This is a genomic window from Bacillus thuringiensis (genome assembly GCF_001455345.1).
Taxonomy (GTDB): domain Bacteria; phylum Bacillota; class Bacilli; order Bacillales; family Bacillaceae_G; genus Bacillus_A; species Bacillus_A thuringiensis_N.
Window position 1 is genome coordinate 2,812,545 of sequence record NZ_CP013274.1, and the last position, 23,796, is coordinate 2,836,340.

The window sequence follows — 23,796 nt, forward strand, 5'->3', positions numbered from 1 at the left end:
TCACATACTATATACCTTTATTCACTGCTTCGCAAATAAATATGTCTCCAGTTCTGGAACATTAATGTAATATAATTAAATTCATAATTGAAAGCATGTGTTTTTTTCTATGTATATTAAATCTCTTCACGTATTTCAAGTATATTCATACCTCAACCATTCCTCTATATGCAACATCAAAATCTCTCCCCCTCCGCTAAAGCTATTGTTGAATAATTATTCACAATCCATAAAAACAATAATTAAAAAAACCCTCGCTCTCATAACGAGAGCGAGGATTTTTATCATTTATTATTGACCTTTGTACATTGCATCTACTTGTTTTTGAAGTTCTTCATTTTCTAAGAACTCATCGTAAGTAGCCTCTTTATCGATTACACCGTTTGGCGTTACTTCGATAATGCGGTTTGCAATTGTTTGTATGAACTGATGGTCATGAGATGTGAATAACATTGTACCTTTGAATGCGATTAAACCGTTGTTTAATGCAGTGATAGACTCAAGGTCTAAGTGGTTCGTTGGATCGTCAAGTGTGATTACGTTTGCACCACTTAACATCATTTTAGATAGCATACAACGAACTTTTTCTCCTCCAGATAGTACAGAAACTTTCTTCTTAACTTCTTCACCTGAGAATAACATACGGCCTAAGAAACCACGTAAGAAGCTTTCTGACTCATCTTGTGGAGAGAATTGGCGTAACCAATCAACTAAGTTGGAGTCACTGTTCTCAAAGTATTTAGAGTTATCTCTTGGGAAGTAAGATTGAGATGTTGTAACGCCCCATTTGAATGAACCACTATCTGGCTCCATCTCACCCATAAGGATTTTAAATAATGTTGTCATCGCAATATCGTTACGACCGATAAATGCAACTTTATCACCTTTATTTAAAGTGAAGTACACATTATCTAACACTTTTTCGCCATCAATTGTTTTAGAAAGACCTTCAACTGTTAATAAGTCATTTCCTACTTCGCGTTCTGGTGTGAAGCCAACGAATGGGTAACGACGTGATGATGGTCTAATATCATCTAATGTAATTTTATCTAAAAGTTTTTTACGAGAAGTTGCTTGTTTTGCTTTAGATGCGTTTGAGCTAAAGCGTGCAATGAAGTTTTGTAACTCTTTTACTTTCTCTTCTTTTTTCTTATTAGCATCTTGTGTTAATTTTAAAGCTAATTGGCTTGACTCATACCAGAAGTCATAGTTACCAACATAAAGTTGAATTTTACCGAAATCAAGATCAGCCATATGCGTACAAACTTTATTTAAGAAGTGACGGTCATGGGATACAACGATTACTGTATTTTCAAAGTTCATTAAGAAGTTTTCTAACCATTGAATCGCTTTTAAGTCCAAGTGGTTGGTAGGCTCATCTAGTAATAGAATGTCCGGTTTACCGAATAAAGCTTGAGCAAGTAATACTTTTACTTTCTCTGACCCAGTTAATTCTGACAATTTCTTATCATGAAGATCTTCACCAATACCAAGTCCTTTTAGTAAGATTGCAGCTTCTGACTCAGCTTCCCAACCGTTAAGCTCAGCGAACTCACCTTCAAGTTCAGCAGCACGCATACCATCTTCATCACTAAAGTCTTCTTTCATGTAAATGGCATTTTTCTCTTGCATTACTTTGTAAAGTTGCGTGTGACCCATAATTACTGTTTCTAATACTGGGAACTCTTCATATTCGAAGTGGTTCTGTTTTAATACTGCTAGACGCTCACCCGGCGTAATATGTATATCACCTGTTGATGGTTCAATTTCTCCAGATAAAATCTTTAGAAATGTCGATTTACCAGCACCGTTCGCTCCGATTAAACCGTAGCAGTTACCTGGCGTGAATTTTATGTTAACATCTTCAAATAATTTGCGATCCGCGAAACGCAAACTAACGTTACTTACTGTAATCATTTGTGTCCTCCTACTAATACCGCTTATTTCAGCGTTTTCTCACCGATTGTCTTAAAAATCGCATATAACGACTCAATTATTGTAGACTATAGCTATTATATAGTAGAAGCTGGATGAATAGCAACGGTTGATTGCTATTCCTTTCTTTTCAAACTTGAATAATACCTTTATTTTTAATTATATTAAAGTTACATACACACTTTAAGGTGGTTTTATGTTGAAGAAAATATTTATAATTGGAGCATTATGTTTATCAATTGCTTCCTTAACTGCATGTAGAAGTAACAATACAAAAACACCCACTGAACCAAAACAAGAGAAAAAAAGAAACAAAAGTAACTGTCGATTCGATTATCACTGAGTTTAAAAATGTTGGTCTCCAAGTAGAAAATCAAACGGATCTTCCGCGAAAAAAATTTGATAACCTTCAAAAAGAAGGAAAACGTATTGTCGTACCAACTCTTGGTGAAGATAAAAGCGGTCGATTATTCGAAATTACAAAGAAAGAAGACCTAGAAAAAGTTAAGAAATATTACGATAAATTAGGAAATTCTGCTCCTACGGTATTCTCTCATACACACGCAAAAGGCAATTTTCTTTTACAAATGAATGGCGATATGAAAGATGAAGAGTTTGCAAAATATAAAGACGTGATGGACAAATTTATTAAATAAAAGAATCCCCGTTTAAAAGGGGATTCTTTTATTTTCTTTTGCTTAATTTCTTTGTATAATTTTTCATTTTACTCGTTAACCCTATTAAAGCAGGTAACAATATTGGCATAACAATGATAGCTAATAGTAACAGCGCAACGCCAACTACGGATGCTACTTGTATAAGCGTTAATACACCTGAAGGGATTAATGCAGCAAATGTACCACCTAAAATAAGTGCCGCCGATAATACGACTGCCCCTATGTGACGAGATGCATTTACAATTTTCGTCGCTGGGTCCCCTTCTAACTCATTGTATCTCATCATTACAAAAATACTATAATCCACTCCTAAAGCGACAATCATTATGAAACTAAAGAATGGAACATTCCAGCTTAATGAATCTACATGTAAAACATGCATACTAATTTGTTCACTTATCCCTAATGATGCAAAGTACGCTAATAGTAACGATCCAATAATAAAGATTGTATTTAATAATGAACGCGTAATCACGATTAATACGATCGCAATTCCAATTAACATAATTGTAGCTGTACGTAAGAAATCTTGCCCAGTTACTTCTTTTAAATCAACATTTCTAGCTGTTGTTCCTCCGATTGCTGTTTTCGCATTATTTAATTCCGTCCCCTTCAAAGTGCCATCTATCGTTTTATTGATTTCTTGAATAATCGGCATCGCTTCTTTTGAATATGGATTTACGCCTAAAATGATTGTCATTTTAGCAGTCTTTCTATCATGTGACATATACGTATTCAAAGCTTTTTGGAAATCTTCTCCCTCTAAAACTTCTTTTGGAATATAAAACTTTTCAGAGCTTTTTGATTCATTTAGCTCGCCTAAATATTTCTGTGCGTCATTCAGGCCGTTACTTACTTTTCCAAGCCCTTCTGTACTTTTAGATAAGCCTGATTGTAATTGCCCCATTTTTTCTTGCAAGTCTTTCAATCCGGTTAATAGCTGGCCTTGCCCATCATTTATTTTTGTTAATCCGGTTTGTAACTCAGATGACTTGTTCGCAATTTGTTTTGAACCTAAAGCACCTTCATTTAATCCATTTTTAAGCTCAGTTGCTCCTTTTTGTAACTTATTAACTCCATTAGTCATTTCTTTTAAACCGTTATCAACTTTCAATAACGATTGGTTCGCTTCTTTAAATGAACCCATAGCTACTTTATGCTGCATCGCTAATTCATTTAATTCTTTTGATAGTACACTTAATTGCTTTTGAGCCTCTTTAGCAATTCCTATCGTTTGCAGTATGTTCGGATCATTTGCTAATTCCTGTTTCGTTTGAACGAAATTGGTCATTAACATTTCAATTTGTTCGTATCCTTTTTTCGCACCGTCAATCGCTTGAGAAATACTTCCGAAGTATTGATCGTAAGAACTTAAACCTTTTTCTAACTGTGCATAACCAGCATGAAGCTGTGACGTTGCATTAGATAGGACATTTATATTTTCACTTACTAAAGTTAACCCACTCTCAATTTGCTGTGCTCCTTGTGCCCCCTCGTTTATTCCATTCGATAATTGATTCAACGCTGTCCCTAAAGCAGATACACCATTTTTCGCCTCGTTCGTTCCATCAATTAACTTTTGAACATTTGCGAGGCCGTCTGAGTCATTACCACCCATTTTATTTTTAGCATCCGTTAATCCATCATTGATTTCTTTTATGCCACCATTAGCATCTCCTAATCCTGTATTTAGTTCTCCGGCTTGTTTATTTATATATAATTCTTTTATCTTATCTCCAGTTGGACGTGTCGGTGCATATAATTCTGAAACACCTTTAACTTTCGAAATTTTATCAGTTAACTCATCTAAAGTTTGTAAAGACATCCCTTCATCTAATTTTTTGTTAGATTGAATGACTAACGTACTTGGTGAAGAAAAACCAGGTGGAAAATGCTCTTCTATTACATTAATCCCCATCTTTGATTCGTACTTATTGTCTACTTCAAATAAATCATTGTAATTAAGTGTGTTAGAATATTTTAATACGAAAGGAATCGATATCACGAATACAATAATTAAAGCTACAAATGGCCTTGCTACTGAGTTTTTCGCAAAGGCTCCCCACAGGCGGCTATCTTCATGACCTTTAAAATTTTTAACTGGATAAAACATTCCTTTTCCTAATAGGACCATGAAAAATGGATTTAACGTGGTTAAAACGAGTAGTAATACTAAAACACCAATTGCTACCGCGGAAGTAGATTGATATAATTTAAAACTTGCTAAAGCAAGTGATGCAAAACCAATAAGTACCGCTATCCCGCTATACAATACGGTTTTTCCTGCCGATTTAAATGTTTCTTTCGTAGCTAAAAATGCGTTTTCTTGTTTACTTAATTCCTCTTTAAATCTCGTAAATAATAAAATGTTATAGTCTGTTCCCACTCCAAACAAAACGACTACTACGAAGACTTGCGTAAAGTTTGAAAACGGAAAATTAAATTGATCTACAAGATGAGCAATAATCCCCATTGAAACTAAGTACGATACCCCAACTGTAAGAAGAGAAACAATCGGAACAACAGGTGAACGGAATACAATGATTAATACTACAAGAATGAAAATGATTGAAATAACTTCAGTCTTTTTCACTCCCTCTTGAGAGGATTTAAGAAAATCACCCGCTATTAAGTCACTTCCTGTTAAGTACGTTTTTACCCCTTTCGTTTGCACTTTTTCATGAAGATTATTTGAAACTTTCGATATTTCACCATGTTTTTTATCTACCGATATTTGCGTTAAAATAGTCGTATTATCTTTAGAAACTAATTGTTTCTCCAAGTCTTTATTATCTAAATGTGAAACAACTTCCTCTATTCCTAATTGCTCTTTTTCATTTTGCAGAGCGTTGATTGTTTTTGTTATTTCCTCTTTTTGCTCAGTTGTTAAAGCCGTTTTACTTCCACTATTAAAAACAGCTATAATGTCATACTTTTCAGTCCCGTCTTTATCCATTTCTTTTATCATTTTGTCAGCAATACTACTTTGTTCTGTATTAGGAATCGTAATGTGCCCTTTTTCTTTCACTAATTTATCCATATTAGGCATTGTTACGATCATTGTAATAGTAATAACTATCCATAATAGAAAAGATAAACTTCTCCAACTTTTAAGCTTGCTCATTTTAATCATCTCCCGTTATGAAAATTGCTAAGGAAGGAATGAATATTCATTCCTATTCTTTTTAAAATACTTTTTCGGAATGAACGTTCATTCCTATCATTCTATTAAATTACTTGTTAGCTCTATTATACCGCAAAATCCGGAATGAATATTCATTCCTTAAGTTGTACGGATTTATCATCTCCTGCTTTTCTTTTTCATACCCTCATCGGAATGAATGTTCATTCCTGTCCTTATAACGCTATAGAATCAAATGATTCTAATAGCATTCCAACAACTTTCTTCCAGTTCTTTTACCAATTCTTCTGTATATTCTAATTGCCCTGTTTCCATTACTTTAATTAATTTTTCAATCGGTTGATATACAATGATAATTAAAGCAATTGGTGGTAGTGGACGAAGAAAACCTTTTTCGATTCCATCTTCTATTAAGTCCATAAAGAAGCCCATAAAGTCCTCGAATATTTCATTACTATGTTCATCGAGAAAATAACTATCACAGTGAGAATTTGTAAAAAGAAAAGCATCTGCATTTTGTCTCGCAAATTCAAATAAACGGTTGTACGTATGGCTAAACTGTTCACGAATATTTGCGTTGACTGGAAAGTCAGTTTTTATTAACTCTGATAGTTGTAAAACACTTTTCGTAAATAAAGAATTAACAAGTGCTTCTTTATTTTCAAAATAGCGATAAATGGTACCTGCACCTACTTTTGCTTTTTCAGCAATCATCGGAATTGTTGTACCATCATAACCTCGTTCTGCAAAAAGTTGTATTGCCGCATCAAAAATGTCTTCTTGTTTATTTTTAGCCATTTTTTCACCTCAATTTCAGGAATGAAAATTCATTCCGTTTTTAATTATAAATTAGAAGCACTAAAAGTCAAGTGTGTGACAAAATATAATTACTGTTTTTAAATGCAGTTATATCGACTTACAGACAAAAATTCACAATATAAGAGGAAGCTATCCCGAAATTTCACTTGGGATAGCCCACCTTCATACATGAAAACTAAAAGAAATCATAAATAAAGGGCTTACGCACTGGTACTAAATTCTCAAATGACCGTATTGCCTCATCACTTCCACTAATTAGTTCAAGTCCATTTAGTTCTAATGGACGTTTATATCCAAGCATTATTGTCGATAGCGCAGTTATATCCAGTTTAATTCCTTTTTCCGTTGTTTCTTCTACAATTATTATTTCATGATTTGCAAGTCTCACTGTTACATTATTCCACGGAGCAAATGAATCTGTAATATGTAAAATCACTTCTTGCTGTACATTGTACCAGTTCAACTCATATTGTTTTAAAAACTGCTCTACATCTACAATTCTTCCCATAAAATATGGTTTTATTTCTGTCTTCACACGTGGCTCTTGCAATGTATATAACAACGGCTCGTTTTCGCTTACTGTCATTTCAAGTTCTTTAATCATAGAATCATGCTGGCAAATAAAGTTCCACAGACCATTTCGTGCTTCATTGTGCAGTGGAACAAATTCATCTACTGTCATTTTATAGTTTTCTATTTTATATAACATATAACCAGCTGCCATTTTATTTTCATCGTAGTAAATTGCTAATGTTAAATCATCATAAACAGCTTGTAACCACCATTTTTCACTGCGAACTAGCATACCAGAAAAACGTTCTGCAAATGTTTCATAAAGCTTCTCGACCTCTTCTGGGTGATTTTCTTTATTGAAACGTTTCACAGTACCATTCACTTGTTTTTTCATAACTAAATCACTCTTTGTCATATGACATACAAGACGATCCGCACAAAGTTCCCAGCCATATTTACGGTAAAATGAAACAGCAAATGGATGTAACATCGATACTGTATATCCGTCTTTTTTCATCGTTTGAAGTGAGTATTGAAGCAATCCTTTCACATATCCGCTTCTTCTATACTCTGGATACGTCGCTACCCCTGCAACGCCACCCATTTTAAACTTTTCTTTACCTATGTAAATATGAAATGGAATAAGGTGTAGTTTTGCTGCTAACTCTTCTCCTTCCATAATACCGTATATTTCATGACTTTCTTTCATTTTTGTAATTTGTTGCTGTAAACGTTCCTCATCTACTGTATATTGAAAAGCGTATTCTGATAAGCGTAATGCTTCTCTAAATTTGTCTTCTTTTAATCGTATAACGTTCATAAATTTCTCCCCCCTTCTTTATTTGAATTGTACCATAATTTAAAATATTGCAGTACGGTGAATGAAATTATATGAACTTAACGACACAAATTCAATAAAAAAAGCAGATACATCCTGTATCTGCTTCTCGTTACTTTATCCCGCTTTAACGGGCAGTAAGACCCCCACCTCAAAATTTAGCGAAAGCAAAGAATTTAGGTAGGAGATCAACTGCCCGTAAAAGTCCGATTGGTTCAACTAATAATCAGTGGGGGATGAAGCCCCCCCCACTGATTAAAGTTTCACTTTATTTAGCTAATTTTTGAAGTTCTTCGAAGAATGTAGGGTATGATACACCTACTGCTTCTGCATCTTCAATAATTGTTTTTCCTTCTGCCAGGCAGCCAGCAATCGCAAGCATCATTCCGATGCGATGATCACCATAACTATTTACTGTATTGCCTTTTAGAGCTGATTTTCCGTAAATGATCATGCCGTCATCAGTTGCTTCTATGCGAGCTCCTAGTTTCGTTAACTCAGCAACGACTGTATCAATACGGTTTGTTTCTTTTACTTTTAATTCGTGTGCATCTTTAATTACTGTAATTCCTTCCGCTTGCGTTGCCGCTAATGCGATTACAGGAATCTCATCGATTAATCTAGGGATAATATCCCCGCCAATTTCAATTCCTTTTAATGAAGATGTTTCAATTGTAATATTTGCAGCTGGTTCTGATGCCCCTTCGTTAATTAGATCTACAGTGAACGTAGCGCCCATTTTCTCTAAAACATCAATAATACCTGTACGAGTTGGATTCATTCCTACATTTTGTAATACTAGTTTACTATTTGGGATGATTGCACCTGCTACTAAGAAAAATGCTGCTGATGATACATCACCTGGCACTTGAATGTTTGTTGCTGTTAATTTTTGTCCACCTGACAGCTTCACTGTTTTCCCTTCGCGATTTACTTTAACACCAAATGCTTCAAGCATTCTTTCCGTATGGTCGCGTGAAATATGTGGTTCTGTAACAGCTGTTACACCTTCTGCACGAAGACCTGCAAGTAAAATAGCTGACTTTACTTGTGCACTTGCAACAGGAGAAATATATTCAATTGCTTTTAAATCTCCGCCACGTATTGTTAGCGGTGTAAATGTTCCTTCTTCTCTGCCGTCAATGTTTGCACCCATTTGTTTTAATGGGTTTGTTACACGCTTCATCGGTCTTTTTGCGATAGATTCATCACCTTGTACGCAAGAGAAAAATGGTGTGTTAGCTAATATACCTGACATTAATCGAATTGTTGTACCAGAATTACCAACATCTAATACAGCTTTCGGTTCTTGTAAACCTTCTAATCCTTTACCAACTACAGTAACTTCATCACCGTTTTGCGTAATTTCTACTCCCATTTCTTTAAAACATGAAATCGTACTTAAACAGTCTGCACCGGGCAAGAAACCTTTAATTGTTGTTTTTCCTTCTGCAATCGCACCGAACATAACAGCTCGGTGAGAAATCGATTTATCTCCTGGAATTGTAATGTTGCCATTTAATCCGTTATTAACAGGTTGTATTGTTCTTTCCTTCACGTTTTCACCTTCTCATTTAAATTGTTTCATAAGTTTGGTATTTTTCTTCTCCAAGCGCTAGCTTTGCTTTCATACGATCTTCTTCTCGTTGGAAGCTAATACGTAATACCCCAAGCAACCCTTCACGTGCTTCTAATATTTGCAAGTTCGTAATACTAATTTCTTCGCGCGCTAAAATACTCGTAATGTGAGCTAATGCCCCTACTTTATCTAAAACATCGACGTATAAGTCGTGATAGGCAGGAATCGCCCCTCTCTTTCTTACTGGTAAAGAGTCACGGTATTCTTTCGCGTCTGCAAAATAGTTTTGAATCTCGCCTGCATCTCCGGAAGAAACTGTATCATATAAATCTTCCATTTCAGAGATCCACTCTTTTAATAATACCATTAAATGCTCACGATTTTGCTTAACAATATCACTCCACATTTTCGGGCTACTAGATGCGATTCGCGTAATATCTTTAAAACCGCCAGCAGCTAGTTGATGAATGAGCGGATTATCTCCTGCATGTTTCTCTACTTGTTTTACTAAACCTGCTGCGATAAGGTGCGGGAAATGACTTACAATCCCTGTTACATAATCATGTTCTTCCGTATTTAAAACGAGAAAATGAGATCCTGTTCCTTGTAACCAACGCTTTAGTTCTTCCACATGTTCATTTGGCACATGATTCATCGGTGTCAAAATGTAAAATGCATTTTCAAATAAATGTGCTTTTGCACTTTCAACGCCCGTTTTATGAGAACCTGCCATTGGATGTCCACCAATGAAAGAAACTTCCTTTGAAAATAAAGCTTCCGCTTCATTCATAATCGTCCCTTTTGTACTACCAACATCGGTTACGATAACATCTTCTCGTAACCGAAATGACGCTAATTTGTGTAATAACTTCTTCGTTTCTTCAACTGGAGAAGCAAAAACAATTAAATGCGCCTCTTCGCATGCATGCTGTAAATCTACCGCTACTTCATCTACTACATGTAATTCTTTTGCACGTTCTACTTGTTCTTGAAATATATCATAACCTGTTATCGTTACATCGTGCTCTTTTTTAATTGCTAATGCAAGAGAGCCTCCTATTAAACCTGTTCCAATTAATACTACATTTTTACACATTAGCCTCATCTCGAGACTTTCTTTTTTTATTTTCAAAGTGTTGTTTTAACACTGAAATCACTCCTTCATTTTGCTCCCTTGTTCCGACTGTAATACGGACACCATTTGGGAACGGACGAATAATAAATCCTGCGTGTGCACAAGCTTCATAAATCACCCCAGCATTCTCAACTGGCAAGAAGATGAAATTTGTTTGCGATGGATAAAATGGAATTTCTTTTTCCTTACAAAAGCTTTCGTATTGTTGTAATCCTTCTGTATTCACACGAACAATTTCTTCAATAAACTCGTCATCACCAAAAGCAATCGTCGCTGCTTTTTGCGCTAATGAAGATACGTTAAATGGCAAACGTACGACATTTAATTTCTCGATTAGCTCTTCGTGTCCAATCGCATATCCAACGCGGAAGGAAGCTAATCCGTATGCTTTAGAAAATGTTCTAAGTACAAGAATGTTTTTATGTTTTTCTAAAAGCGGTAATGTCTCTGGGAAATCTTTTGCTGTTACGTATTCATAGTACGCTTCATCAATGACAATTAACGTATTTTCACTAATACCTTCAATAAATTGAGTCAACTTTTGAGCATTCACATATGTGCCTGTCGGGTTGTTCGGATTACAAATCCATACGATTTTCGTTTTATTATTTACCGCTGTCGCAATTTCTTCTAAATCGTATACACCGTTATTTAAAGGAATTTCTTTTACTTCACAACCTTCAATAACTGCATGATGACGGTACTGTGGGAATGTCGCACCTGCTGTTACGATGTTATCTCCTGCTTTGAGTACTGCGCGACTTATCATTTGAATGACTTCATCTAAACCACTACCGCAAAGTACTTGTTCCATTTTCACATGTAACTTATTTGCAATGGTTTGACGGAGCATAGTAGCACCTCCGTCAGGATATAAGGCATGTTCTAACCAAGATTTTTGCAACTCATCTAAAACACGTGGTGAGCAACCGAATGGATTTTCATTCGATGCTAATTTCACAAATTCATGATTTCCGTACACTTCTTTCATTTGTTCAGGTGATTTACCTGGTTTATATGGTTGTAATGATGAGAGTTGATCTTTTACTTGCATGTTAAAACCACCTTTTTATTAAAATTCTTTTGCGTATTTATTATGTTGCGTAATGTTTTGCTGAATTAATTCTATACGATCTTTTCCGAATTGTTCGACTAGTGCGTGTGCAAGTTCCCATGCTACAACAGATTCAGCTACTACACCTGCTGCTGGTACTGCACAACTATCAGATCTTTCAATACTCGCTTGGAATGATTCTTTCGTATCAATATCAACACTTGCTAACGGTTTGTATAATGTAGGTATTGGTTTCATAACACCTCTTACAACAATTGGCATGCCTGTTGTCATACCGCCTTCTAAACCCCCGGCATTATTCGTTTTTCTCGTGTATCCTTGTTCTTCATCCCATAAAATTTCATCATGCACTTTACTTCCTGGCTGTCTTGCTGCTTCAAAACCAACACCAATTTCAGCACCTTTAAATGCATTAATACTCATAATTGCACCAGCAAGTTTTGCATCTAATTTACGATCGTAATGAACGTAACTACCAACACCTATTGGCATGCCTTCTGCAATGACTTCAACAATGCCGCCTATTGAATCTCCACTACTTTTAGCGTTATCTATCGCATCCATCATCTCTTGTTCTACTTCTTTATCTAAACATCGAACTGGTGAGTTTTCAGTAATTGTTTGAATCTCTTCAATTGATAAGTTTGAAATATGTTTTGCTTTTACTCCACCAATTTCAAGTACATGCCCTGCAATTTCTACGCCTAATTCTTTTAAAATTTGTTTCGCAACTGCACCAGCAGCTACACGAACTGTCGTTTCTCTTGCAGATGAGCGCTCTAACACGTTTCTTATATCACGGTGACCGTATTTAATTGCTCCGTTTAAATCCGCATGTCCTGGACGTGGTTTTGTAATTGTACGTTTCATTTCTTTACTTTCTTTTTCCGAAATTGGCTCTGCACCCATTACTTTCGTCCAATGTTTGAAATCATCATTTTTTACGATTAACGTTATCGGCGAGCCAAGTGTCATCCCATGACGAACACCACTTACAATTTCAACTGTATCAGTTTCAATTTGCATACGTCTTCCGCGTCCGTGCCCTTTTTGTCTTCTTAATAATTCTTTATTAATATGTTCTGCTGTTAATGTTAAACCTGCTGGTACACCTTCTAAAATAACTGTTAACTGCGGCCCATGTGATTCTCCAGCTGTAATGTATCTCATTTCTCTTGCCCCTTTACTATTTTTTTGTACAAAAAAGTCCCTACTGAGCGCTCAGTAGGGACGATGTTTATCGCGGTACCACCCTAGTTGTAGACTACGTTTCTGTCTACCTCTCTTCTTCTTTAACGATCATTTGACCGTCTTTCCCTCCATAAATGGCGAGAAAGATGCTCCAAGGCTGTAATTCATGCTTACCTTTGTACTGATTCACACCGACCATCAGCTCTCTTTAACAGGGAGATAAGCACTACTGTTTCCTCTTCAGCGCATATATAATATGGAATTAAGATAATTTATTTTTGAATCCTTTTAACTCATCCATGAATCTATGGAATTCTGGAATATCCATTTGTTGTGCAGAATCTGATAATGCAACTGCTGGATCTGGATGTACTTCAGCCATTACTGCATCTGCACCAATTGCAAGTGCTGCTTTCGCCGTTGGTAATAATAAATCTCTACGTCCAGTTGAATGCGTAACGTCAACGATAACTGGTAAATGTGTTTCTTTCTTTAAAATCGGTACTGCTGAAATATCTAATGTGTTACGCGTTGCTCTTTCGTATGTGCGGATACCGCGCTCACATAGAATAATTTGGTCGTTACCTTGTGCAATGATGTATTCCGCTGCGTTAATGAATTCATCAATTGTTGCTGCTAAACCACGTTTTAATAATACTGGCTTGTTAACTTTACCTACAGCTCGTAGTAAATCGAAGTTTTGCATATTACGTGCACCAACTTGAATTACATCAACGTAGTCTAATGCCATTTCAACATCGTTCGGATTTAAAATTTCACTAATGATCGCTAAGTCGAACTCATCTGCTACTTGGCGTAAAATTTGTAATCCTTCTACTCCTAAACCTTGGAAATCGTATGGAGATGTTCTCGGTTTGAAAGCACCCCCGCGCATTAATTTTAATCCTTGGTCTTTCATCGCTTGCCCTACTTGGCGAACTTGCTCTAAGCTTTCTACCGCACAAGGTCCCATGATGAACGTTTGTGTTCCGTTACCAATTAATTCACCTTTTACATCAACGATTGTGTTTTCTTGTTTCTTTTTACGTGATACTAGCAATGCTTTACGGTTATCATCTTCTTGTAATTCTAAGCTAGCTTTGAAGATTGTTTTGAAAATATGTTGAACTGTTGACGTTTCGAATGGTCCTTCGTTATTCTCTGCGATCATATCAAGTACTTCACGCTCACGTACTGGATCAAAACGTTTCGTACCTTGTACTTGCTTTTGTTCCCCAATCTTTTGAACGATTTCACCACGTTTGTTTAAAAGGTGTAATAGTTGTAAGTTAATTTCATCTACCTGTTTACGTAATTGATCTAATTCATGATTTGCCATTTGGAAATCCTCCTCTAATGTTTTAAAAGTATAGTAAGAGAATGAAAAATTCTCTATTTTCTGAACTGGTCAATTATACAAATTTAAAGTGGAATCGATACCTCTTCTTATTTTAAACTAATAATTAGTACAAAGACACTATCTACTAGCTAAAAACCCACTTTTTTTGTACAAAAAAGCCCTACTGATCCAATCAGTAGGGACGATATTTATCGCGGTACCACCCTAGTTGTAGACTTCTTTCGTCTACCTCTCTTCATTGTTAACGATCATCTGACCGTCTTTCCCTTCATAAAGACAAATAGTATCTTTACTACGAAAAAGATGCTCTAGGACTGTAATTCGCTCTTGTTTTTGTACTGGTTCGCACCGACCACCAGCTCTCTGTTACAGGGAAACAACAACTACTGCTTTTCCTTTCAACGCATGAATATTTAATTTTCAAGTTGGACCACTAAAATACAAAAAGTCCCTACTGAATAAATCAGTAGGGACGATATTTATCGCGGTACCACCCTAGTTGTAGACTAACTTTCCGTCTACCTCTCTTCACTGTTAACGATCAATTGACCGCTTTTTCTTCATAAAGACAAAATTATCTTTACTACGAAAAAGATGCTCCAAGACTGTAATTCATGATTATCCCTGTACTGGTTCACACCAACCACCAGCTCTCTGTTACAGTAAGATTAACCACTACTGTGATCTCTTCATTGCACTTTGTTTATTCAAATGTTTTTGAAATTGAATAAGTATGATTCGTATTATAGAACGCTTTTCAAAACACTGTCAACAACTTTTTATATATTTTTTAAAAATCCACTTTCGTCCTACATTTCTTCTTGTAAATTTCCCATAACAATTCCGATGCGAATTATCTCATTATCTATTGCATTTAATACATATTTTCCTATCCCATACCGGACTAATACTTCTTTTATTTGAATAATTTCAGTTTCAAGTATATCGGCCTCTTGAAGCGTTTGCAGTAAGGTGAAAAATATATTTGCATACAATTCTTTATACATTTTTATACTCTCTGTTTTTTGAATTATTTCATTAAGTAACTGTTTTAACTCCGTTTGATTTCCTTTTCCACCCACGTCCAAAAATGTTTTACAAATGATAGATAATCCTCTTTCTACTATTTCATCCATAAATAAAATAATACGTAAAAGCATTACATATTCTCTAGCTGTGATTTCACCCATTTTCGGTCGCTCTCGCAAAAATACACTAAGCCAAGCTACCCAAAATTTTTGTTGTTCTTTTGCACTTAACGTTTTGACATAATAGCATAAAAACTGCATAAATTTAATTTTATTTTCTTCATTTTCTCGTATCAGTAAAGGGTATAACCAATCAGTTTTTTGCTCCCAATACAGTACACATTTAATAAATACAAAACTAAGCCATTTCAAGAAAGCTTCCCTCGTATGTGGATGTAATACTTCCAAATGTTCTACCGCATACTTAATAAATCGCTTCATCTCTGTAAATAAAGGTAAATTTATTTGCGTGTAACATAAGCCTGCCCATGCATATTTCGTAATTTCATTTTCCTTATTTAAATCTAAATACGGTAACAAATATTTTCGGCACCATTGCTTCTCAATATGATAAAGAAAAGTAATATCTGCTACTAAACGAGCTAACATAAAATTTGTCCGTTCTGAACTAACTCTTACTTGTTCTTCAAATAAAAATAAATATTCATACACATTACGATCGTATAAATGATCATATGATAACAATTTTAATAATACAGCTGTCATTTTCCCAACAGGATGCTGGATTGATTCATTGTAAAAATCTTGTTTTCCCAGCTTAAAATCTGTATCATCTTTCATTACTTGAGGGAATACCGAAAACGCAAACCGTTTCACATTGCGTATACTATTTTCCTCTAACTCTTCTAATCGATTACTAATTTCATATAGAAAACTACTAATTAACCAATGAAAAGCAGTATTTCTAACAAATTTCTGCAATAGCGGAATAATTTTTTGGATTTGTTCATTTGTCAGTCCTCGGTTATTTCGCCACTCTCTAATACAAACAAACCATACTTCATTACTTATTTCGTGCATTCCAACTAATTGATAAGCAAATGAAATACTCCATTCTGTATTCAATTTACATGCTTTCGATAACATCTCTAAAAAATGACGTTGTTCAAAAACACCGTCTTGAGAAAATTGATGAACTTGTTTCATAATTTCTTCGTCTTTCAGCTGCAATAATCCATCAGCAGTTACATTACAAGTAATACTTTGTTCTGTAGTCTCTTTCTTTTGTACACTGTATCGATCAGCATGAAAGTGAGGATGTTTTTGCTTCATTACCTCATAACCTTTTGCCGTAGATGGACTATTCGAATCGCAAGTGAATAATAAATCTAAGACTAAACAAACATCAAATGCCCTCTCCTCTGCAAGGTCCTTCAGTATAATTTGAACGACTTCTTCCTTTGTTTTTTCTAAAGAGAATGCGAAATGATTTTTTATAAGTTGAAAAACTTCATGTTTATACGTGACATCTAAAAGAATACCTTCCTGTAACAACCATTTCATTTTCTCATCGGCGCCAACAAATATATTTTTATTCATCGCATCAATTGCAATTCGTTTTTGAAGTATGCTGTTTGCTTCTATCATTTCTGTAATATAATAATTTGCTTTTTGCTCATTGTTTTCACATAAATAGGCTAAACATTCTTTTACAATTTGAATTAAAAATGCAAGATCATTTTGCTGGAATTCTTTTTCCACATTTTCCTTATCCCTTTTCTTCAGTGCCATTTGCCTTAGTGATAACATTCGCATCTTCTCTATTCCCATCATCATAATTGGAACGGCATAATAGGAAATATGCGGTTTCATCTTCTCATTCCACATTTGCTCCACATAAGAAAATGTAGACACTGGTAAACGACTCGATTCCTCAAGTTCTATTGATTCTTGCGTATCATTTCCCCATCTTCTTTCCCGCTTCAATTTAAGTTTTCCGTCCAAAATAAACGTTAGTAACAATAAAGCAATTTCTTTATGCTCAGGGAAAGAACATTTTTGCAGTAAGTAAGAAATTTTTTCAATTGATTTACTATCTTTTTCAGCTGTTTCTAATAAAAGGAGTGTCCATCTTGCAAACAATAACGGATCCATTTTCATTTTCGTTTCGTTTAAATAGCTACAAATTGTCCTCCATAATAAAGGAGATATTTTAGAATGGTTTTTAAAAATTAATTGAAATAATTCTTTTTGATGACTAAAAAGAAATTGTTCCACTAGCCATTCTGCAAGTAATTCATCTACCTCATTATAGTTTGATGTAACTAAGAATAAATTTTGTAACTTCCCTTCTACTTCAAGCCATTCCACCCATTCATAATCGTGAGCAAATTCAACAAAGTAGCGGACTGTTTCAATTTTTTTAATTGACTGTTTTATGTATGATAATTGTTCCTGCTCTACTGACGGTGGAACTGTTACAATGTCACGAATTCGCATTCGTTTTGTAATATAGTTATCCCCCATTAATTCCGCCCATCGCTTCACTGCTTTAACAAGAGATTGATGATTGTTACCTTTATTCGGATATACAATCGGTCGTATTCCCAAATGCTCCCAGTGGTATGTGTTTTCCCCTTGTGCGACAAATGCATAACGCCTTGTACTTGGTGGTAAACCAGTCGCTAAGTATTTCATTACTGGATCATTATGGCTATACCCAACGAATAAAACGGTATAATTCGAGAATAAATCAACTAAAAATCTTCTTGCCCATCCTTCCGTTAAGTAAGCCCTTCCAAAATCACCATCTGTTAAAATTAACGCTTCTTTCTCTTGTTCAATATTTCCATGTATGTAAGCGAGTCCTTTAAACGCCCTACCTGTAGGTAACGCAGGTGCGTAATATACGTTTAATTCTCTATTCATTTCTTTCATCGCAGTTGTAAAATGTCGATCAAAGTTTGTCGTTACAATGCGGACTTCTGTATCTAAAGGAAACAACCTTGGAATTGCATAATGAAGCGGATTTGGTTTTGACTTTTCTATATGAACTAGGTCTCTTGCAACTTGATGTACATCTTTTGTTTTTGCAATTTTACCAAGATAATAATCATGAGGTTCTGTTATTTCACGTGTTTCTACATATAACGTTTTCGCAATTTCATCAACTAGATCATCAAAATTCGGTAAGTTTGACTTCCCTTTCATAGAAACTCCCGCTCCAACAAATAGTACTAACTTCCCTTGTTCAAGATGATCAATTAACTCATCTGGAATTTCTACTTCTGAAGTAATCCACACTCAGGATTCCCCCTTACCTAAAAATGTCATATACTCTCATTTTACTATAACATTTTTTCTTTGTTTTTTTAATATTTAGACATAAATTGAACGTGAAAAAGTTTTATATAAATATATTCGTTACAATGTATGAACTCCTAATTTTATTGTAAAACTATGTATAAATCGGAGGTGTAAATATTGAATAGTTTTACTGTAGTACTCATCAAGTTTATATCGTGCATTATCGCATTTAGTATTGGACTCGCTTTATTTTTCCCTGCAACTTTCGTCCAAATTATTTCATTCAGTCTTTTTGTTACAATCGTATCTTATATGTTCGTTGATAAAATCATCTTAAACCGAATAGGCAATACTGGTGCCATTATGTCGGATTTCTTACTAACATATTTAAGCGTATGGATTTTCGGTAATATTTTATTAGACAATTACATGCAAATTGCATGGGGTAGTTTCCTTTCCGCTACTGTCTTTACATTATCTGAAGTAATCGTTCATCGCTTCTCTAACTCACACACAAGGCACAACAATGATAACATTCATATTAATCGCCGCTTTGCATATGGTACGGAATTTGCTGAAGAGCAGAATATATTGGATAAAGATAAGAATAAGAAGAAATGACATTTTGATGCAGGAGTGCCCTTTTTAATTATGTGGTGCTCCTTTTTGTGTTTTCATTATGATACGTGAAATTATATCGACGATTTTTCAAATATATCTATCGTAACTTGAAATATATCAACGATTATTTAAATATATCGACGTTTCGACAAAGAATATCGATTTACCGACATTATTTGACACGATTTCCTCTAATAAAAAACTGCCTCTTATTTAGAGGCAGTCACTTTCAAATCTTTTAACGAAATAACATCAGCAAACGCTCCAAACACTACATTATGATGCTTTACAATGTCTTCAGCACGTAATACTTCGGTATTAAACGTACTATGTGCATCACTCACTAACGTTACTTTATACCCTTCACTAAATGCTCTGCGAGTTGTCGTATCCACACAGTACTGCGTCTGCATTCCTGAAATGATAACATGATCGATTCCCTTGTCTTGCAATACTTCGTTTAGGTTCGTCTTGTGGAATGAATCTGGAGTCGTTTTTTCAACAACACAATCTCCTTCTAGTGGAGCGATTGCCGCATGGATCTTCCATCCCTCTGTACCTTTTTCTAACGGATGGTCTTTTGGTCCGTTATGTTGCACATAAATTACCGGAATATCATTTGAACGGCATTCTTCAATAAGCTCTTGTAATGTTTGTAAAAACTTTTCCCCATTATGTACCGGCATTTCTGCTGTATACATACCTGCTTGTACATCGATTACGATTAATGCTTTTTTCATATCGCGCAGCCCCCTTTATTTGTATAGGACTCTACATATTCATCATAATATAGTACTTCAATTACATTGGACCAATTCAAGATTGATCCGACGAAGTCCTTTATATCTAGCCCAGGCATTTCATATACTTCTTCATCATTAGCCGTTCCCGTCGCATCTTCAATAAGCGTAACTTTATATCCTTTTTCAAAAGCAGCGATACTTGTAAATAAACAACAAAATTCCGTATTAAATCCAACGATAACAACATGATCAACTTTATGTTTCGTTAATATCTCTTCAACACTTGTATCTTTAAACGCACTAGGTGTCGTCTTCTCGGCTATATAATCCGCAAACCCAGTAAATTCTTCTACTAATTCACTTCCAGTTGATTCATAATACAACGTACTTTCTGGATTATCATCTCGGTGTTTTAAGAAAATAATAGGTTCATTCTCCACTTTAAATTGTTTTAAAACATTTGCAATGAACTCTTTTTCAACAGAAAAATCTTTGCACTCTAAAATCCCCTTCTGCATATCTAATACAAGTAGCGCCTTCACTTTTATCACCTATCCTCTATACGTTTATATTCCATCATCCAACAATCTTCTAATACCCCTTCATGCAGTTCATGTTCTTTTAAAATCTTCACCTTATTAAATCCACATTTTTCATAACACTTTATTGCACGTTCATTATTTACCTTCGGGTCCATTGCAATTGCTTCTGCTCCCGTGTTCTCCATAATATATGTAATTGCTGCCTGAACAAGTTTAGTTCCAATTCCCTTTTCCCAATAGGCGGGTTCTCCGATAAATTGATCCATTCCCCATACATTTTGTGATGCTTCATAGCCATATAAAGTTTTCCACTCCGAATCAACTGGATACATTTGAATATAACCGATCGGCATACCATAAAACTCTATTAAGCATCTTTTTTCATGACTATTTGGATTATGTATAAAATGATCCAGTACCATTTCTACTGATTGCGGATTATCTCGCCCTTCATAATACTGCAGTACTTCTGGGTCTGTTAACCATTTTGAAATGATTGGTGCATCCTCTTCTAATACATACCTAACCGATACATTATCTTTTTGAAATAGCATATAGTACCTCTTTTTAATTATTTATATTTTTTCTTGTTGTGAAATCTTTAATCGCCTCTAGATAGCGAAACCATATCCGTTTCCATATAAGTTGTGCATTTTTTAATGTATCACCTTTAAATATCCATCATATTGATTATACACTTTCTTCGTTTTATTTGTTAAAATTTTCTATATAATCATTCACGTTGGGGGAATACATGATGCCTAATCCTATACTTAAATCAACTTTAATCATCCTTAGAGGAAACTCCGCAAGTGGTAAAACAACAATCGCAAAGCAACTACAAGAGCATTTCGGACAAGGTACACTTTTGGTATCACAGGATGTTGTACGTAGAGATATGCTTAGAGTACACGACACGATGGGGAATTTATCACATGATTTACTATTTGAAATTACAAAGTACGGAAAAGGAAAATGTGAGTTTGTTATTTTAGAAGGTATTTTAAACAGTCGAAGATACGGTGAAATGTTAAAAGAATTAATACATTATTTTGAAGGAAACACGTATACATATTACTTTGATTTATCGTTAAAAGAAACGATTCGACGACATAACACAAGGGAAAAGCGGCATGAATTTGGTGAGGATTCCCTAGAAAAATGGTATAATCCACACGATACAATTGAAGTTGCTAGCGAAACTATTTTTACAGATAACTTCACGCAAAAAGATATATTTGATGCGATTCTTAATGATATTATGGTACGAAAATAAGACCGACAGAATATGTCAGTCTTATTTTCATTATGTTATTAGATTTATTATAAAATCTTCACTTTAACAGTTTGTCTTCCCCAATTCATCGCTTTACTTTTTGAACCCATTAAAACATCAATGCGATTACCTTTAATTGCACTTCCCGTATCACCAGCAATTGCTTCTCCATAACCTTCTACCCATACTTTAGATCCTAATGGGATTACTTTCGGATCTACTGCTATAATTCTCATATTCGGATTAGCCGTTAAATCATGCCCCATCGCAGTTAAAACACGTCCACCATATGTACCATTCTCACTTGGATCAGCCGTATATGCTGTCGCCACCACCGTTAATTCACGTTTAGCGGACTGTGTGTTATTTTTAGACTCTTCTTTTGCCTTTATTGCTTCTCGTTCTCTTGCTTCTTCCTTAGCTTTGGCTATTTCCTTTGCTTTCGCTTCTTCCTTAGCCTTTGCTATTTCCTGTGCTTTCGCTTCTTCCTTAGCCTTTGCTATTTCCTGTGCTTTTGCTTCTTCCTTAGCTTTCGCTATCTCTTGCGCTTTTGCCTCTTCCTTAGCTTTCGCTATCTCTTGCGCTTTTGCCTCTTCCTTAGCTTTCGCTATCTCTTGCGCTTTTGCCTCTTCCTTAGCTTTCGCTATCTCTTGCGCTTTTGCTTCTTCCTTAGCTTTCGCTATCTCTTGCGCTTTTGCTTCTTCCTTAGCTTTCGCTATTTCTTGTGCTTTTGCTTCTTCTTGGACTTTTACTTCTTCCTTAGGCTTTGTTACTTCTTGGACTTTTACTTCTTCCTTAGGCTTTGTCACTTCTTGGACTTTTACTTCTTCCTTAGGCTTTGTTACTTCTTGGACTTTTACTTCTTCCTTAGGCTTTGTTACTTCTTGGACTTTCACTTCTTCCTTAGGCTTTGTTACTTCTTGGACTTTCACTTCTTCCTTAGGCTTTGTTACTTCTTGGACTTTTGCTTCTTCCTTAGGCTTTGTTACTTCTTGGACTTTTGCTTCTTCCTTAGCTTTAACCATTTTTTGTACTTTCGCTACTTGCTTCGTTTTCTCGTCAGCCTTTTTTTCAATTGGTGCTTTACTTGATAAGAAAGAAACATTTACATAAGCTGTTTTTCCTTTATATTCAAATTGTATCCATCCATCTTTTACTTGGTTCGTTGATTCAATTACATCATCTTTTTTCAGTCTGCCAAGAATTTCTGATTCCGTGTTTGATTCAGAACGTACATTTAATAAATCTGCTGTTACATGGTAAATATCTTTTGTAAACTTCGAGCTTACAAATACTTCTTTACCATTTAACTCAATTTTTGACCAGCCATCTTCAGTATTTATGACTTTTAATTCTTCCCCGTTTTTTACTTTTTCGACAACTTTTGATTCCGTAGTCGGTTTTTCACGTACGTTGAGTACATCTGCTGTTACGATCGTTTCTGCAGTAGCAGTTGTAGTAAATGCTCCCAATCCAAAAACTGTTGCTGTTGCTGCGCCAATTACTTTTTTCATAGTATCCTCCATTATATTTTTTTGAATTCTATCAAATGCTTTCGTAAAAATAATAAAATTTACTATCATACCAAAACATTTGCAACGGTATATTAATACGACTTAATATACTGTTATTAAAACTCTTACTCCAATACTATCAAATTCTTATTTCTAATTCTATATATTATAAGTATCCTTATCTTCTATAAACGTTTCATGTCGTAATTCCCGCCAAAAATAAACTTACGATTGCTAAAAAATGAAGATGAATTTGAGGATTATTCTGAGAAAGATGAATATAAAATATTATTTGAAACGAGAAGAAAAAAGTTACCGATATACAACTTGGCTTAGAAATCCCTCATTTAATAATTACATTAGAAAGCGGACAGATCATATTTTTAAATGGTTTTCATAATGATTATGAATGTTGGCAAGCTGGCATCCAATTTGAAGATTGGCTTGTAGTGGCTGCACCTGGTAATGAAATCACCACTTTGATTCCCAATCAGTTTAATAAAAAATAGCTAATGGAATATCTCCATCAGCTATTTTTTAT

Annotated in this window: 16 protein-coding genes, 2 pseudogenes and 3 other annotated features; of the genes and pseudogenes, 4 read left to right on the plus strand and 14 right to left on the minus strand. The window is 34.9% G+C overall.

Going from position 1 to position 23,796, the window contains the following annotated elements:
* Positions 1 to 291: 291 nt before the first annotated feature.
* On the minus strand, positions 292 to 1,917 hold the full coding sequence (locus tag ATN06_RS14800; protein ID WP_060631276.1) for an ABC-F family ATP-binding cassette domain-containing protein: 1,626 nt from the start codon (positions 1,915 to 1,917) through the stop codon (positions 292 to 294).
* Positions 1,918 to 2,134: 217 nt separating this feature from the next.
* Between ATN06_RS14800 and ATN06_RS29470 the strand changes: the two are divergent.
* Positions 2,135 to 2,591 (plus strand): annotated as a pseudogene (locus ATN06_RS29470) (stress protein).
* Positions 2,592 to 2,619: 28 nt separating this feature from the next.
* Here the strand turns inward: ATN06_RS29470 and ATN06_RS14805 are convergent.
* From ATN06_RS14805 to ATN06_RS14845, 9 genes are all read right to left on the minus strand, one after another.
* Entirely contained in the window at positions 2,620 to 5,736 is a 3,117-nt protein-coding gene (locus ATN06_RS14805) for an MMPL family transporter (RefSeq protein ID WP_060631277.1), read from the minus strand.
* A 249-nt stretch (positions 5,737 to 5,985) separates the two neighbouring features.
* Positions 5,986 to 6,552, minus strand: coding sequence for a TetR family transcriptional regulator (locus ATN06_RS14810; protein ID WP_001107293.1), 567 nt, complete (start codon positions 6,550 to 6,552; stop codon positions 5,986 to 5,988).
* Between the two features lie 196 nt (positions 6,553 to 6,748).
* Complete coding sequence (locus ATN06_RS14815; RefSeq protein ID WP_060631278.1) at positions 6,749 to 7,906, minus strand: GNAT family N-acetyltransferase; 1,158 nt, start codon at positions 7,904 to 7,906, stop codon at positions 6,749 to 6,751.
* A 286-nt stretch (positions 7,907 to 8,192) separates the two neighbouring features.
* A complete protein-coding gene (gene aroA, locus ATN06_RS14820) occupies positions 8,193 to 9,482 on the minus strand; it encodes a 3-phosphoshikimate 1-carboxyvinyltransferase (protein WP_060631279.1) in 1,290 nt (429 codons plus the stop codon).
* A gap of 16 nt (positions 9,483 to 9,498) precedes the next feature.
* Entirely contained in the window at positions 9,499 to 10,599 is a 1,101-nt protein-coding gene (gene tyrA, locus ATN06_RS14825) for a prephenate dehydrogenase (protein ID WP_060631280.1), read from the minus strand.
* Entirely contained in the window at positions 10,592 to 11,692 is a 1,101-nt protein-coding gene (hisC, locus tag ATN06_RS14830; RefSeq protein WP_060631281.1) for a histidinol-phosphate transaminase, read from the minus strand. Before hisC ends, tyrA begins: the two co-directional genes overlap by 8 nt.
* Positions 11,693 to 11,710: 18 nt before the next feature.
* Positions 11,711 to 12,883, minus strand: a complete 1,173-nt coding sequence (aroC, locus tag ATN06_RS14835; protein ID WP_060631282.1) for a chorismate synthase — start codon at positions 12,881 to 12,883, stop codon at positions 11,711 to 11,713.
* Positions 12,884 to 12,936: 53 nt separating this feature from the next.
* Positions 12,937 to 13,157 (minus strand) — a binding site (T-box leader).
* Between the two features lie 9 nt (positions 13,158 to 13,166).
* Positions 13,167 to 14,243, minus strand: coding sequence for a bifunctional 3-deoxy-7-phosphoheptulonate synthase/chorismate mutase (locus tag ATN06_RS14840; RefSeq protein ID WP_001273580.1), 1,077 nt, complete (start codon positions 14,241 to 14,243; stop codon positions 13,167 to 13,169).
* 195 nt (positions 14,244 to 14,438) lie between these two features.
* Positions 14,439 to 14,675: a binding site (T-box leader), on the minus strand.
* 54 nt (positions 14,676 to 14,729) lie between these two features.
* Positions 14,730 to 14,966 (minus strand) — a binding site (T-box leader).
* Between the two features lie 107 nt (positions 14,967 to 15,073).
* A complete protein-coding gene (locus ATN06_RS14845; RefSeq protein WP_060631283.1) occupies positions 15,074 to 18,556 on the minus strand; it encodes a DUF4020 domain-containing protein in 3,483 nt (1,160 codons plus the stop codon).
* Positions 18,557 to 18,736: 180 nt separating this feature from the next.
* Here ATN06_RS14845 and ATN06_RS14850 point away from each other — a divergent pair, with 180 nt between their 5' ends.
* The gene (locus ATN06_RS14850; RefSeq protein ID WP_060631284.1) at positions 18,737 to 19,180 is read left to right on the plus strand and encodes a YndM family protein; all 444 of its coding nucleotides are present in this window, start codon (positions 18,737 to 18,739) and stop codon (positions 19,178 to 19,180) included.
* Between the two features lie 209 nt (positions 19,181 to 19,389).
* Here the strand turns inward: ATN06_RS14850 and ATN06_RS14855 are convergent, their stop codons facing one another.
* The 3 genes from ATN06_RS14855 to ATN06_RS14865 are packed head-to-tail and all read right to left on the minus strand — an operon-like array spanning position 19,390 to position 21,019.
* Entirely contained in the window at positions 19,390 to 19,920 is a 531-nt protein-coding gene (locus ATN06_RS14855; RefSeq protein WP_060631285.1) for a cysteine hydrolase family protein, read from the minus strand.
* Positions 19,917 to 20,465 carry an isochorismatase family protein gene (locus tag ATN06_RS14860; protein ID WP_060631286.1) on the minus strand — a complete coding sequence of 183 codons (549 nt, stop codon included), beginning with the start codon at positions 20,463 to 20,465 and terminating at the stop codon, positions 19,917 to 19,919. Before ATN06_RS14860 ends, ATN06_RS14855 begins: the two co-directional genes overlap by 4 nt.
* A 5-nt stretch (positions 20,466 to 20,470) precedes the next feature.
* Positions 20,471 to 21,019, minus strand: coding sequence for a GNAT family N-acetyltransferase (locus ATN06_RS14865; protein ID WP_060631287.1), 549 nt, complete (start codon positions 21,017 to 21,019; stop codon positions 20,471 to 20,473).
* A 203-nt stretch (positions 21,020 to 21,222) separates the two neighbouring features.
* Here ATN06_RS14865 and ATN06_RS14870 point away from each other — a divergent pair, with 203 nt between their 5' ends.
* Positions 21,223 to 21,741, plus strand: coding sequence for a kinase (locus tag ATN06_RS14870; protein ID WP_060631288.1), 519 nt, complete (start codon positions 21,223 to 21,225; stop codon positions 21,739 to 21,741).
* Between the two features lie 47 nt (positions 21,742 to 21,788).
* Here the strand turns inward: ATN06_RS14870 and entB are convergent, their stop codons facing one another.
* A complete protein-coding gene (gene entB, locus ATN06_RS14875; protein ID WP_060631289.1) occupies positions 21,789 to 23,255 on the minus strand; it encodes a cell wall-binding protein EntB in 1,467 nt (488 codons plus the stop codon).
* Between the two features lie 240 nt (positions 23,256 to 23,495).
* Between entB and ATN06_RS29475 the strand changes: the two are divergent.
* Positions 23,496 to 23,764, plus strand: a pseudogene (locus ATN06_RS29475) (hypothetical protein); the annotation flags it as partial.
* Between the last annotated feature and the right edge of the window lie 32 nt (positions 23,765 to 23,796).